This is a genomic window from Kitasatospora sp. NPDC048715 (genome assembly GCF_043198905.1).
Taxonomy (GTDB): domain Bacteria; phylum Actinomycetota; class Actinomycetes; order Streptomycetales; family Streptomycetaceae; genus Kitasatospora; species Kitasatospora lactacystinica.
This window is the reverse complement of record NZ_JBICVH010000003.1, coordinates 300,331-313,215: the sequence shown is the minus strand read 5'-3', so window position 1 is coordinate 313,215 and position 12,885 is coordinate 300,331. Positions and strand designations below refer to the sequence as shown.

Sequence of the window (12,885 nt, the reverse complement as noted above, 5' to 3'; positions counted from 1 at the left end):
CCTGTCTGTCTTTTCCACCCTTTCGGAAGGTTTTAGCGTGTCCTCTTCCATGACCGCGCCCGAGGGCATCATCAACCCGCCGATCGACGAGCTGCTCGAGGCCACCGACTCCAAGTACAGCCTCGTGATCTACGCCGCCAAGCGCGCGCGCCAGATCAACGCGTACTACTCCCAGCTCGGCGAGGGCCTGCTGGAGTACGTCGGCCCGCTGGTCGACACCCACGTGCACGAGAAGCCGCTGTCGATCGCGCTGCGCGAGATCAACGCGGGCATGCTGACCGCCGAGGCGATCGAGGCTGCCTGAGGCAGTCGCAGAGTTTCGGAAGGGCCCGGCGGAATCGTTTCCGCCGGGCCCTTCGGCGTTCCCCGCGGCCCTCGGGTGTTCCCCGACGGACCTTCGGCGCTCGCCGGCGACCCTCCGGCGCTCGCCGGAGGGCAGGGCGCGGTGCGGGGGCCGGCCGGGGGGCCGTAGGGTGGGCGCGTTCGCGGCACGGCCGCGACGCGTTCCCGATGCGTTATGCGTTCCCGAGGCGGAGAAAGGCCGGTAGATGACCCTGAGTGCGGACGCCCCCCGCGTGGTCCTCGGCGTGAGCGGCGGGATCGCCGCGTACAAGGCGTGCGAGCTGCTGCGCCGCTTCACCGAGTCCGGCCACCAGGTCACCGTCGTGCCGACCGCCGCCGCGCTGCACTTCGTCGGCGAGGCGACCTGGGCGGCGCTGTCCGGCCGCCCGGCCGCCACCGAGACCTGGGAGCGCGTCCACGAGGTGCCGCACGTGCGGATCGGGCAGCAGGCCGACCTGGTGGTGGTCGCCCCGGCCACCGCCGACCTGATCGCCAAGGCCGCCCACGGCCTCGCCGACGACCTGCTCACCAACACCCTGCTCACCGCCCGCTGTCCGGTCGTGGTGGCGCCCGCCATGCACACCGAGATGTGGGAGCACCCGGCCACCCGGGAGAACGTGGCCACGCTGCGCCGCCGGGGCGTGATCGTGCTGGAGCCGGCCGTCGGGCGGCTGACCGGCAAGGACACCGGGAAGGGCCGGCTGCCCGAGCCGTCGGCGATCTTCGACGCCTGCCGGGCCGTGCTGCGCCGCGGCGGGGCGGTGCCGACCGACCTGGCGGGACGGCACGTGGTGGTCTCGGCCGGCGGCACCCGCGAGCCGCTGGACCCGGTGCGCTACCTGGGCAACCGGTCCTCCGGCAAGCAGGGCTACGCGCTCGCCGTGACGGCCGCGGCGCGCGGGGCCCGGGTGACGTTGCTCTCGGCCAACGCCGAGCTGCCGGACCCGGCCGGGGTGGACGTGGTGCACGTGTCGACCGCGCTGGGGCTGCGCGAGGCGGCGCTGAAGGCGGTCAAGGACGCGGACGCCGTGGTGATGGCCGCGGCGGTGGCGGACTTCCGGCCCGCCGAGTACGCGACCGGCAAGATCAAGAAGGTCGAGGGCGTCGAGCCGGCACCCGTCGCACTGGTCCGCAATCCGGACATCCTGGCCGAACTGTCGGCCCACCGGGCCCGTTCGGGTCAACTCGTGGTGGGTTTCGCGGCGGAGACCGACGACGTGCTCGCCAACGGTCGGGCCAAGCTCGCCCGCAAGGGCTGTGACCTGCTCGTGGTGAACGAGGTGGGCAACGGCAAGGCCTTCGGCACCGACGTCAACGAGGCCGTGGTACTGGGCTCGGACGGCAGTGAGACGGCCGTTCCGGTGGGCCCGAAGGAGGCGCTCGCGGACGTGGTCTGGGATCTGGTCGCAAAGCGGCTGGAAACGGGCGGCAACTGATCGGAACCGCTCGCGCGGCGGTCGAGAATTCCTGAAGCGGGTGACGTTCGGCGGAACCAGACCGTTAGACTCCAGGAATCAAGTCTTTCCGGAGTTCCCCGGGTCGCCCCGGGGAACTTCAGTCAGCAGCCGCTGCAACCCCAGGGAGCGCTGTGTCTCGCCGCCTGTTCACCTCGGAGTCCGTGACCGAGGGACACCCCGACAAGATCGCTGACCAGATCAGCGACACCATCCTTGACGCTCTCCTGCGGGAGGACCCGACGTCCCGGGTCGCCGTGGAGACGCTCATCACCACCGGCCAGGTGCACGTGGCCGGCGAGGTGACCACCAAGGCGTACGCGCCGATCGCCCAGCTCGTCCGGGACAAGATCCTGGAGATCGGCTACGACAGCTCCAAGAAGGGCTTCGACGGCGCCTCCTGCGGCGTCTCGGTGTCCATCGGTGCCCAGTCGCCCGACATCGCGCAGGGCGTCGACACCGCGTACGAGGCCCGTGTCGAGGGCGACGAGGACGACCTGGACAAGCAGGGCGCCGGTGACCAGGGCCTGATGTTCGGCTACGCGTCCGACGAGACGCCCGAGCTCATGCCGCTGCCGATCACCCTGGCGCACCGCCTCTCCCGCCGCCTGACCGAGGTGCGCAAGAACGGGACCATCCCCTACCTGCGCCCCGACGGCAAGACCCAGGTCACCATCGAGTACGACGGCGACAAGGCCGTCCGCCTGGACACCGTCGTCGTCTCCACCCAGCACGCCAGCGACATCGACCTGGAGTCGCTGCTCACCCCGGACATCCGCGAGTTCGTGGTCGAGCCGGAGCTGAAGGCGCTGGCCGAGCAGGGCATCAAGCTGACCACCGAGGGCTACCGCCTGCTGGTCAACCCGACCGGCCGCTTCGAGATCGGCGGCCCGATGGGCGACGCCGGCCTCACCGGCCGCAAGATCATCATCGACACCTACGGCGGCATGGCCCGCCACGGCGGCGGCGCCTTCTCCGGCAAGGACCCGTCCAAGGTGGACCGCTCGGCCGCGTACGCGATGCGCTGGGTGGCGAAGAACATCGTCGCCGCCGGCCTCGCCCGCCGCGCCGAGGTGCAGGTCGCGTACGCGATCGGCAAGGCCGAGCCGGTCGGCCTGTTCGTGGAGACCTTCGGCACCGAGACCGTGCCGGTCCTCACCATCCAGAAGGCCGTCTCCGAGGTCTTCGACCTGCGTCCGGCCGCGATCATCCGCGACCTGGACCTGCTGCGCCCGATCTACTCGCAGACCGCGGCGTACGGCCACTTCGGCCGTGAGCTGCCGGAGTTCACCTGGGAGCGCACCGACCGGGTGGAGCAGCTGAAGGCCGCCGTCCAGGACTGACGTCCGCGGCGCCCGCGCCCGCGGCCCGTCGCCAGTGGCGCGCGCGCCCGCGGCCCGTGCGCCCGTAGCGCCTGAAGCGGCGCCCGCCCCCGAACGGGGGTGGGCGCCGCTTCGTGCATTGTCGGTGTGACCTGGTAGTACTTGGTGGCGATGAGCAGCACAGGGGAGAACGGGGCCGCCGAGCCGGAGCAGCTGGCGTTCATCCGGGAGACGGTCAAGCGGGCCAAGCCGCGCACCTGGCACGGGGCCAAGCGGGCCGAGCACCTGCCGGTGGCCCGGGTCGTGGTGGACAAGGGCGTGCTCACCATCGACAAGCTCTTCGACTACGAGGTGCCGGCCGCCATGGCCGAGGAGGCCCAGCCCGGAGTACGGGTGCGGGTGCGCTTCGGGGCCCGGGTGGTGAAGGGCCAGCGTGAGGGCGGCGAACTGCACGACGGGTTCATCGTCGCCCGGCTGGAGAAGAGCGACTTCGCCGGACCGCTCGCCCCGCTGGCCCAGGTGCTCTCGCCCGAGCCCGTGCTCACCCCGCAGCTGCTGCGGCTGTGCCGGACCGTCGCCGACCGGTACGCCGGGACACTGGCCGACGTGCTCCAGCTGGCCGTCCCGCCCCGGCACGCCAAGGCCGAGGCCGAGCCCTCGCCGCCGCCGCTGCCGCGCCCGGCCGCCCCGGCCCCCGGCGGCTGGCAGCGCTACCCGGCCGGGCCCGACTTCCTCGCCGCGCTCGCCGGGGGCGGCGCACCGCGCGCGGTCTGGGCGGCGCTGCCCGGCCCCGGCTGGCCGTACGAGATCGCCCGGGCGGTGGCCGCGACCCTCGCCGGCGGGCGCGGCGCGCTGGTCGTGCTCCCGGAGGGGCGCTCGGTGGCCCGGGTCGACCAGGCGCTGACCGAACTGCTCGGCCCCGGGATGCACGTGGCGCTGGAGGCCGACCTCGGCCCGCGCGAGCGCTACAAGCGCTGGCTCGCGGTGAGCCGCGGCTCGGTGCACGCGGTGATCGGGACCAGGGCCACCATGTTCGCGCCGGTCCGGGACCTCGGGCTGGTCGTCGTCTGGTCGGACGGGGACGGCAGCCACAGCGACCCGCGCGCCCCGCACCCGCACGTGCGCGAGGTGGCGCTGCTGCGCGCCGCCGAGGAGGGCGCGGCGGTGCTGCTCGGCGGGCACGCGGTGACGGTGGAGGGCGCCCAGCTGGTCAGCACCGGCTGGGCGCGCCCGCTGGTCGCGGACCGGGAGACGGTGCGGCAGGTCGCGCCCCGGGTGCGGACCGTCACCGACCAGGACCAGCACCGGGACGCCGCCGCCCAGGCCGCCCGGCTGCCCTCGGTGGCCTGGGAGGCCGCCCGGGAGTCGCTGGCCGCCGGGCACCCGGTGCTCATCCAGGTGCCCCGGCGCGGCTACGTGCCCCGGCTGGCCTGCGGGCGCTGCCGGACCCCCGCGCGCTGCCGGCGCTGCGAAGGGCCGCTGGAGGCGCCCTCGGCGGACGCCCCGCTGTGCTGCGGCTGGTGCGGGGAGGCGGAGAACGACTGGCACTGCCCCGAGTGCGGGTCCTTCCGGCTGCGGGCCCAGGTGGTCGGGGCCCGGCGGACGGCGGAGGAACTCGGCAAGGCGTTCCCGCGCCTCCCGGTGCGGACCTCGGGCCGGGAAGCGGTGCTCACCACCGTGCCCGACGAGCCCTCACTGGTGATCTCCACACCCGGTGCGGAGCCGGTCGTGGAGGGCGGCGGCGGGTACGGGGCCGCGCTGCTGCTGGACGGCTGGGCGCTGCTCGGCCGGCCCGACCTGCGGGCGGGGGAGGAGACGCTGCGGCTCTGGCTCGCGGCGGCCGCGCTGGTGCGGCCCTCGACGGACGGCGGGACGGTGGTCGTGGTGGCCGAGCCCTCGGCCCGTCCGGTACAGGCGCTGGTGCGCTGGGACCCGCTGGGGCACGCCGGGCTGGAACGGGACGAACGGGCCCAGCTGCACTTCCCGCCGGTCTCCCGGATGGCCTCGGTGAGCGGGACCCCCTCGGCGGTGACGGACCTGCTGAACCTGATCCGGCTGCCCGAGGGGGCGGACGTGCTCGGGCCGGTACCGGTACCGGCGCTGCGGGGGGAGGAGCAGGAACGCGCACTGCTGCGGGTGCCGCCCGGGCAGGGGGCGGCGCTGGCGGCTGCGCTCAAGGCGGCGCAGATCGCGCGGATCGCGCTGCGGACGGCGGAGCCGGTGCGGGTGCGGGTGGATCCGACGGACATCGGCTGAGCGGCGTCGGCCGGAGCGCTGCTCGGGGGCCTGGTCCGGGCCTTGGTCGGGTCTCGGGGCTTTGGTCGGGGTCGGGGTCGGGGTCGGTGCTTGGGCCTTGGTCGGGGTCGGGGGTGGTGGTCCGGTGGGCTTCGGGCCCGGTGGGCGGGTGGGGCGGGGTGAGTGGGCCACCCCGCCCCGGACGGCCCGGCTGCGGCGGCTCGGTCAGCCGCGCAGCGGGATGCCGGGTCGGTCCGCCTGGGGGCGGTCGGCGGGGGTGCCGCGGTCGGGCGTGCCGCGGTCGACGGGGGTGCGCTCCATCGGGCCGCGGTCGATCGCGGTGCGGTCGATCGTCGCCCGCTCGATCGCGGTGCGGTCCATCGTGCTGCGGTCCATCGTGCTGCGCTCCAGGGCGCCGCGGTCCAGGCTGCTGCGGTCCAGGCCGCCCTGGCGGGCCGCCGGGACGGTCGTGGCCAGACCGGTGCGCTCGACGGCCGGGGGCAGCTCGTCGACGCGGTCCGGGCGGCTCTGGCCCGGGACGCCACCGCTCGCGGCGAGGAGCTCGCTGGTCGGGCGGCGCATGCCGTAGCGCCGGTGCACGGCCTGCTTGGTGACCCCGAGGGCGGAGCCCACCGAGTCCCAGGAGAAGCCCAGCGCCCGGTCGAACTCGACCGCCGCCGCCACCAGGGTCTCCACGCTCTCCCGCAGTTCCTGCGCCAGGCGCACGGTCGGCGCCGGCGCCCGCCCGTACACCACGAAGCCGGCCGAGGTGCTCGGTCGGCGCGGACGGTAGACGTTGCCCAGTTGAGCGGTGAGCGTCCGCAGCGCGTCGACCTGCCGCCTCACCCGCTCGATGTCCCGCACCAGCAGGTGCAGGCTCGCCCGCGCCCGTGCGTCGTGGTTGATCTGCTCGGCCATGGCCTACGTGCCACCTTCCGTACGGTTCGGCTCGGCCGGCACGCGGTGTCCCGTGCGCCCGGCCCGGTCAATCTCTCTTGACCAACGCCGAAGCGGGGGCCGGGGTAACGCGGCTGGGCACAGTCGGGCCGTGCCGGCCGCCGATCCGGGCCCCGGGGAAGCCCCCGGCGGACGGCCGTACGGGTTGCATAGACTGGCGGGTGAACCAGCGGCCGACCGCAGCCCGCGCCCCTACGGACAGGAGCCCGTACCCCGTGGCGATCCAGCCGATCCGTCTCTTCGGAGACCCCGTTCTGCGGTCCACCGCGAAGCCGGTGACCACCTTCGACAAGGAACTGCGCAAGCTGGTCCACGACCTCACCGACACCATGCTGGACGCTCCCGGAGCCGGCCTCGCCGCGCCCCAACTCGGCGTCTCCCTGCGGGTGTTCACGTACCACGTGGACGGCGTCACCGGGCACCTGATCAACCCGGACCTGTCGCTGAGCGAGGAGGAGCAGGACGGCCCCGAGGGCTGCCTGTCGCTGCCCGGCCTGCGCTACGACACCAAGCGCGCGTACGGCGTGGTGGCCAGGGGCTTCAACATGTACGGCGATCCGGTGACCTTGGAGGGCACTCAGCTGCTCGCCCGGTGCATCCAGCACGAGACCGACCACCTGGACGGCATCATCTTCATCGACCGGCTCGACCGCGAGCAGCGCAAGGCCGCGCTGAAGGCGATCCGGGAGGCGGACTGGGACGGCGGGTCGGCTCCGGTGGTCAAGGTCTCGCCGCACAGCACCTTCGGTTCCGCCCGCTGACTTCCGCCGGTTCCGGCTGATCTCCGCTGACGTCGGCCGGGCTCGGTCGACGTCCGCCGGCTCCCCGCCGACTCCGGTCGGGTTCCGCCGGCTCCTCGAACTTCTTTTTGCAGAAAGGCCCTTGATGCGACTCGTCTTCGCCGGCACCCCCGAGGTCGCCGTTCCCGCCCTGGACGCCCTGCTCGCTTCGGACCGGCACGAGGTCGTCGCGGTGGTCACCCGCCCGGACGCTCCGGCCGGGCGCGGACGCAAGCTGGTCGCCAGCCCCGTCGCCCAGCGCGCCGAGGAGGCCGGGATCGAGGTCCTCAAGCCGGTGAAGCCGAGCGACCCGGACTTCGTCGCCCGGCTCACCGAACTCGCGCCCGACTGCTGCCCGGTGGTCGCCTACGGCGCCCTGCTGCGCCCCGGCACGCTGGAGATCCCCGAGTACGGCTGGGTCAACCTGCACTTCTCGCTGCTGCCGGCCTGGCGCGGCGCGGCCCCGGTCCAGCACGCGGTGCTGGCCGGCGACGAGGTCACCGGCGCCTCCACCTTCCTGATCGAGCAGGGCCTGGACTCCGGCCCGGTCTACGGCGTGATCACCGAGGAGATCCGCCCGGCCGACACCAGCGGCGAGCTGCTCACCCGGCTTTCGCACTCCGGCGCGCGACTGCTCGCGGCCACCATGGACGGCATCGAGGACGGCTCCCTGCACGCCGTGCCGCAGCCGGCCGAGGGCGTCACGCTCGCGCCGAAGATCACCGTCGAGGACGCGCGGATCGACTGGAGCCACCCCGCGCTGCGGATCGACCGGGTCGTGCGCGGCTGCGCGCCGGCGCCGGGCGCCTGGACGGAGTTCCGGGGCGAGCGGCTGAAGGTCACCGGGCCGGTCCGGCTGCTGCCGGACTCCGCCGAGCTGGCGCCGGGCGAGGTCGCGATGGCGGGCAAGAACAGCGTCCGGGTCGGCACCGGCAGCCACGACGTGGAGCTGGGGGAGGTGCGTCCGCAGGGGAAGAAGGAGATGCGGGCCGCCGACTGGGCCCGGGGCGCGCGGCTGGAGGAGGGGGAGCGCCTCGGGGGCTGACGCTCCGGTTTGGCGCTACTGTTCGTTTGAGATCGATTGAGATCGCCCTTGTTCGTTCAAATCTGTTGTTCGTCCGAGTTCGTCGATAACCACCGCAGCACCTTGAGGCACCTGTGACCACCCCCAGCACCAACCGCGCCCCCCGCCCGCACCGCCGCCCGAAGAAGGACCCGGCCCGGATCGTCGCGTTCCGCGCCCTGCGCGCCGTCGACGAGCGGGACGCGTACGCCAACCTGATCCTGCCCTCACTGCTCCGCGAGGCCGAGCAGAAGGGCATGGACCGGCGCGACGCCGCCCTCGCCACCGAGCTGGTCTACGGCACCCTGCGCCTGCAGGGCACCTACGACGCGGTCATCGCCGCCTGCATCGACCGGCCGCTCGGCAAGGTCGACCCGCCGGTGCTGGACGTGCTCTCGCTCGGCGCGCACCAGCTGCTCACCACCCGCATCCCCAGCCACGCGGCCGTCTCGGCGACCGTCGAACTGGCCCGGGTGGTGCTCGGCGACGGCAAGGCCAAGTTCGTCAACGCCGTACTCCGCCGGATCAGCGCCCACGACCTGGACGCCTGGATCGAGAAGGTCGCCCCGCCGTACGACAAGGACGCCGAGGACCACCTGGCCGTCGTCCACTCGCACCCGCGCTGGGTCGTCTCCGCGCTCTGGGACTCGCTCGGCCGCTGGCAGCCGGACGCCTCCGGGCGCACCGCGATGGAGGAGCTGCTGCGGGCCGACAACGAGCGGCCCGAGGTCACCCTGGTCGCCCGCCCCGGCCGGGCCACCGTCGGCGAGCTCGCCGAGGCGCTGCCGGAGGCCGAGCCGGGCCGCTGGTCCCCGTTCGCGCTGCGGCTCGCCGAGGGCGGCGACCCGGGATCGATCGCGGCGGTGCAGGAGAACCGGGCGGGCGTTCAGGACGAAGGCAGCCAGCTGGTCGCACTGGCGCTGGCGGCGGCGCCGCTGGAGGGGCCGGACCGGCTCTGGCTGGACGGCTGCGCCGGCCCCGGCGGCAAGGCCGCGCTGCTCGGCGCGCTCGCCGCCGAGCGGGGCGCGGCCCTGGTCGCGAGCGAGAAGCAGCCGCACCGGGCCCGGCTGGTGGCGCGGGCGCTGGCCGGCAACCCCGGCCCGTACACCGTGATCGCGGCCGACGGGACGCGCCCGGCCTGGCGGTCCGGCGGCTTCGACCGGGTGCTGGTCGACGTGCCGTGCTCCGGCCTCGGCGCGCTGCGCCGCCGCCCTGAGGCGCGCTGGCGGCGCCGGCCGGCCGACGTCGCGGCCTTCGGCCCGCTCCAGCGGGACCTGCTGCGCTCGGCGATCGAGGCCACCCGGGTCGGCGGCGTGGTCGGCTACGCGACCTGCTCGCCGCACCTCGCGGAGACCCGCGCGGTCGTGGACGACGTGCTGCGGGCCGAGGACGGCCGGGTCGAGTGGATCGACGCGCGCCCGCTGCTGCCCGGCGTCCCGGCGCTCGGCGACGGGCCGGACGTGCAGCTGTGGCCGCACCTGCACGGGACCGACGCGATGTACCTGGCGCTGCTGCGCCGCACCGCCTGAGGCCCTTCCGGTGTCGCCTCCCCCAGGTGGGGAGGCGACACCGGCGGCTCGTTCCGTCAGGGATCCGCCGTCGGCCCGGGGCGGGTTGACACCGCGTCAGGCGTCGGTTTCCATGGTTCTCGTGTAGCCGCTCGGCTGCATGATCTTTGGGGGGCAGGCTTCGTCGCGTCGCGCGGCGGAGCCGGGGAAGCAACCCCACGAGACATGCGGCGCGATGCGGCTGTTCTGCGTGCTGGGCGCGTTCCCCGGCGGCTGCCCTCCCGGACCGTGGGAGACGCGCAGTGTCATCGGAGATTCAGCGGCCGCAGCGGGAACCCGCCGGCTCGGGGAACGGTGCCCGGGGACCCGGGGTGCGCCGGGCCGTGACGGACGGCCGGACGCTCGACCTGATCGCCCTGATGGCGATCCTGGCGGTGTGCACCCTGATCTGCCTGACGGCCGGTGCGGGGGCGCTCCAGGCGGTCATCGGCGCGGCGGGCGTCCTGTTCGCCGCCTGGCGGACGCCCCGGCGCTCCCGGCGCTCCCGGCGCTCCGGGCGCTCCGGGATCTCCGGGCGGGAGGGCGAGCACCAGCGCGGGCCCGACGGGCCCCACCGGTCCCAGGGGCCCGGGGGTCTCGCAGGCCTCGCGGGCCTCGCGGGTGAGGGGGCTTGCACCTCCCGTGGGGGGAGGTAGCAGGGTGGTGCCATGAACGGCGACACGACGTACACCATCGGTGAGCTGGCCCGACGGACGGGGCTGACGGTCAAGACCGTCCGCTTCTACTCGAACCAGGGGATCGTGCCGCCGGCCGACCGCAACCCGGCCGGCCACCGGCGGTACGGTGCCGACGCCGTCGCCCGCCTGGAACTGGTCCGCACCCTGCGGGAGCTCGGGCTCGGACTGCCCGCGATCCGGCGGGTGGTGGAGCGCGAACTGACGCCGGCCGATGTCGCCGCCGCGCAGGCGGAGGCGATCGACGTCCAGATCCGGGTGCTGCGACTGCGGCGGGCCGTGCTCGGGACGGTGGCCAGGCTCGGGTCGACACCTGAGGAGTTGACGCTCGTGCACCAGTTGGCCCGGCTCACGGAGGACGAACGGGGGCACCTGATCGGGGAGTTCCTGGCGGGGGTGTTCGGCAGGATCGGGGACGACGGGACAGGGGACGGCAGGACAGGGGACGGTGGGATCGGGAGGGGCGGGCGGTTCGCCGCCGTGGCGCGCTCGTTGACGCCGGAGCTGCCGGAGGAACCCTCGGTCGAACAGGTCGAGGCCTGGGTGGAGTTGGCGCGGCTGGCGGGGGACACCGGGTTCCGGGCGCTGCTGCGCGGGCTCGCCGAGGCCGAGGCGGCCGAGGCGGAAGCGGCGGACGCGGCGGAGGGGGTGGCCGGGGCGGAAGCGGCGGACGCGGCGGAGGGGGTGGTCGTGGCGGTGCGGGCCGCTGCGCATCTGCCGAGGCCCGGACTGGCCGTGGCAGTAAGGGAGTTGGCCGGACCGGCGGTCGCGGCCGGGGTGGAGCCGGACTCGGTGGAGGCGGCGGCCGTCGTCGCGGAGTTGGTGGAGCGGTACGGGCGGTGGTGCGCGGGGGCGGTGCCGGGAGATGCCGGGGCGCTGCGTGACCGTTTGGCGGAGCGGCTGGGGGTGCCGGAGGGTGGGGTGGGGCTATCGGCGGGCGGGGCCGGGGAAGGTGGTGAGGAAGGCGTGGGCCTGGGCGCGGAGGTGGTCGACCGGCGGGTCCTCGCAGATCACCTCCAGGCCGATTCCGGTCGCCCGGCCCAGGTCGTAGTAGGACTGGTAGGCGAGGTAGGGGCGGTGGTCGTCGGTGGGGTCGAGGCCGACGGCGAAGGTCGCGAAGTGCGGCTGCTGCTTGCCCTCGGCCGGGGCCGAACCGGCGCGGGAGAGCTGCCATTCGAACTCGTACGGCTCGGGGTCGGCGGGCAGGTCCAGCAGCGCCTGGGCGAGCCGGCGGACCTCGTCCGGGTTCGAGAAGGGGATCGACTCCGACCAGGCGGGGGCGGAGGCGAGCAGTTCCCAGTCGTCGCCGTTGTGGCCGACGGTCAGGGCCCACTCGCCGTTCGGGTCCTGCCAGCGGCAGCTGATGATCGGGTCCACGGCGGTCAACCTCCCTGTGGCGCTGGATCGTTCGTACCTCCTCATCGTGGCACACCGGGCTGCCCGGGGGCCTCGGCCGCGAGCCGTCCTCGGGCCCGCTGCCAGGCCTCCTGGAGCGTGCGGTAGCCGAGGACGGTGATGCCGAGCTCGGTGAGCAGTCGGCGGGCCTCGGGGGAGACGAGGAACGCGTGGTCGGTGCGCCGGACGCGCCAACCGTCCTCCGGGGCGGGGCGGTTCGGGCCGTGACGGTTCGGGCCGTGATGGTTCGGATCTCCCTTCGGGTCCGTCCTCGGGCCGGCCGTGCCGGGGTGCAGGGCCCACTCGGTGAGGCCCGGGGGGAGTGCGGCGAGCAGGCGGGCGTAGTGGGCGGGCTTGTCCTCCAGGGGGACGGTGAAGCTGTCGAGGAAGCCGTGGTCCACCACGGGCAGGCCCTGTGCGCGCAGCCGGGCGAGTGCGGGCGGCAGCCAGACCCGGACCGCCAGGCCGTACTCGGCGCCGAGGGCGAGGGTGAGGTCGAGGACGTCCTCGCGGCCGCCGTCGGCCAGGCAGTGGAAGTCGAGGTGGGTCGGGGCGAGGCCGGCCGCCGCGACCGCGTCGATCTGGGCGCGGAACTCGCGCTCGACGTCGTCGAGTCGGGCCCGGGCGAGCAGTGCGGCGCGTCCGGCGGGGGTGGGGGCGAAGAACCCTCCGGAGTCGTCGAGGAGGGAGGGCACCCGGTCACGGGCGGCGAGCGGACCCCAGCGGCGGTCCGCGGACTCGCAGACCAGCGTGAGGTGGACGCCGAAGGGGACCTCAGGGTGCCGGCGCAGCAGCCGGAGCGCGTGCGGCGCGGCGGCGCAGGGCGTCATCAGGCTGCAGGAGGCGGCGATGCCGTTCCGGACGGCGTCGACCACGGCGAGGTTGACGGACTCGTCCAGGCCGAGGTCGTCGCAGTTGAGCAGCAGGAGGCGGGCGTCGGGCGGGTGGCCGAGGAGGTGGTTGGCGGTGGGGGGTGTGGGTGAGGGCGGGGGTGCGGGCGTGGCATCGGCTGCGGGCATGGACGCAGTCTGTCCCGGCGGTGGGGGTGGATGCGCGGGGTTTCCGGGCGACGCGGTCGGGCGGGGTGGTCGGGCGA

At 74.7% G+C, this 12,885-nt stretch carries 11 protein-coding genes and 1 pseudogene; 9 read left to right on the top strand and 3 right to left on the bottom strand.

Translation table 11 applies throughout. The features are described 5' to 3' along the window. Nucleotides 1-37 precede the first annotated feature (37 nt). From rpoZ to ACGFSC_RS08055, 4 genes are all read left to right on the top strand, one after another. On the top strand, nt 38-304 hold the full coding sequence (gene rpoZ / locus ACGFSC_RS08070; protein ID WP_030240625.1) for a DNA-directed RNA polymerase subunit omega: 267 nt from the start codon (nt 38-40) through the stop codon (nt 302-304). A 244-nt stretch (nt 305-548) separates the two neighbouring features. Beyond that, nucleotides 549-1,778 carry a bifunctional phosphopantothenoylcysteine decarboxylase/phosphopantothenate--cysteine ligase CoaBC gene (gene coaBC, locus ACGFSC_RS08065; RefSeq protein ID WP_359897417.1) on the top strand — a complete coding sequence of 410 codons (1,230 nt, stop codon included), beginning with the start codon at nt 549-551 and terminating at the stop codon, nt 1,776-1,778. A 152-nt stretch (nt 1,779-1,930) separates the two neighbouring features. Beyond that, nucleotides 1,931-3,139: a methionine adenosyltransferase gene (gene metK / locus ACGFSC_RS08060; protein ID WP_359897416.1), complete on the top strand. Its 1,209-nt coding sequence runs from the start codon at nt 1,931-1,933 to the stop codon at nt 3,137-3,139. 150 nt (nt 3,140-3,289) lie between these two features. Further along, nucleotides 3,290-5,374: a primosomal protein N' gene (locus ACGFSC_RS08055; RefSeq protein WP_359897414.1), complete on the top strand. Its 2,085-nt coding sequence runs from the start codon at nt 3,290-3,292 to the stop codon at nt 5,372-5,374. A 204-nt stretch (nt 5,375-5,578) separates the two neighbouring features. Here the strand turns inward: ACGFSC_RS08055 and ACGFSC_RS08050 are convergent, their stop codons facing one another. Next, nucleotides 5,579-6,271, bottom strand: a complete 693-nt coding sequence (locus ACGFSC_RS08050) for a hypothetical protein (RefSeq protein ID WP_380353045.1) — start codon at nt 6,269-6,271, stop codon at nt 5,579-5,581. Between the two features lie 254 nt (nt 6,272-6,525). Between ACGFSC_RS08050 and def the strand changes: the two genes are divergently transcribed. From def to ACGFSC_RS08025, 5 genes and pseudogenes are all read left to right on the top strand, one after another. Further along, entirely contained in the window at nt 6,526-7,071 is a 546-nt protein-coding gene (gene def, locus ACGFSC_RS08045; protein ID WP_359897412.1) for a peptide deformylase, read from the top strand. A 124-nt stretch (nt 7,072-7,195) separates the two neighbouring features. Continuing rightward, entirely contained in the window at nt 7,196-8,134 is a 939-nt protein-coding gene (gene fmt, locus ACGFSC_RS08040; protein WP_359897411.1) for a methionyl-tRNA formyltransferase, read from the top strand. A gap of 113 nt (nt 8,135-8,247) precedes the next feature. Further along, complete coding sequence (locus tag ACGFSC_RS08035; protein ID WP_359897409.1) at nt 8,248-9,681, top strand: transcription antitermination factor NusB; 1,434 nt, start codon at nt 8,248-8,250, stop codon at nt 9,679-9,681. 362 nt (nt 9,682-10,043) lie between these two features. Further along, the gene (locus ACGFSC_RS08030) at nt 10,044-10,355 is read left to right on the top strand and encodes a hypothetical protein (protein ID WP_359897407.1); all 312 of its coding nucleotides are present in this window, start codon (nt 10,044-10,046) and stop codon (nt 10,353-10,355) included. Between the two features lie 12 nt (nt 10,356-10,367). Then, nucleotides 10,368-10,580: pseudogene (locus ACGFSC_RS08025) on the top strand (MerR family transcriptional regulator); the annotation flags it as partial. 741 nt (nt 10,581-11,321) lie between these two features. On the opposite strand, the gene ACGFSC_RS08020 reads toward ACGFSC_RS08025, so the two are convergent. Beyond that, on the bottom strand, nt 11,322-11,771 hold the full coding sequence (locus ACGFSC_RS08020) for a hypothetical protein (protein WP_359897480.1): 450 nt from the start codon (nt 11,769-11,771) through the stop codon (nt 11,322-11,324). A gap of 41 nt (nt 11,772-11,812) precedes the next feature. Further along, on the bottom strand, nt 11,813-12,808 hold the full coding sequence (locus ACGFSC_RS08015) for a polysaccharide deacetylase family protein (protein ID WP_359897405.1): 996 nt from the start codon (nt 12,806-12,808) through the stop codon (nt 11,813-11,815). Between the last annotated feature and the right edge of the window lie 77 nt (nt 12,809-12,885).

Bases quoted from the DNA above. Each gene is read 5' to 3' on its own strand.
- coaBC (WP_359897417.1), top strand. From the start codon at position 549: ATGACCCTGAGTGCGGACGCCCCCCGCGTGGTCCTCGGCGTGAGCGGC.
- ACGFSC_RS08055 (WP_359897414.1), top strand. From the start codon at position 3,290: ATGAGCAGCACAGGGGAGAACGGGGCCGCCGAGCCGGAGCAGCTGGCG.
- ACGFSC_RS08050 (WP_380353045.1), bottom strand. From the start codon at position 6,271: ATGGCCGAGCAGATCAACCACGACGCACGGGCGCGGGCGAGCCTGCAC.
- fmt (WP_359897411.1), top strand. From the start codon at position 7,196: ATGCGACTCGTCTTCGCCGGCACCCCCGAGGTCGCCGTTCCCGCCCTG.
- ACGFSC_RS08015 (WP_359897405.1), bottom strand. From the start codon at position 12,808: ATGCCCGCAGCCGATGCCACGCCCGCACCCCCGCCCTCACCCACACCC.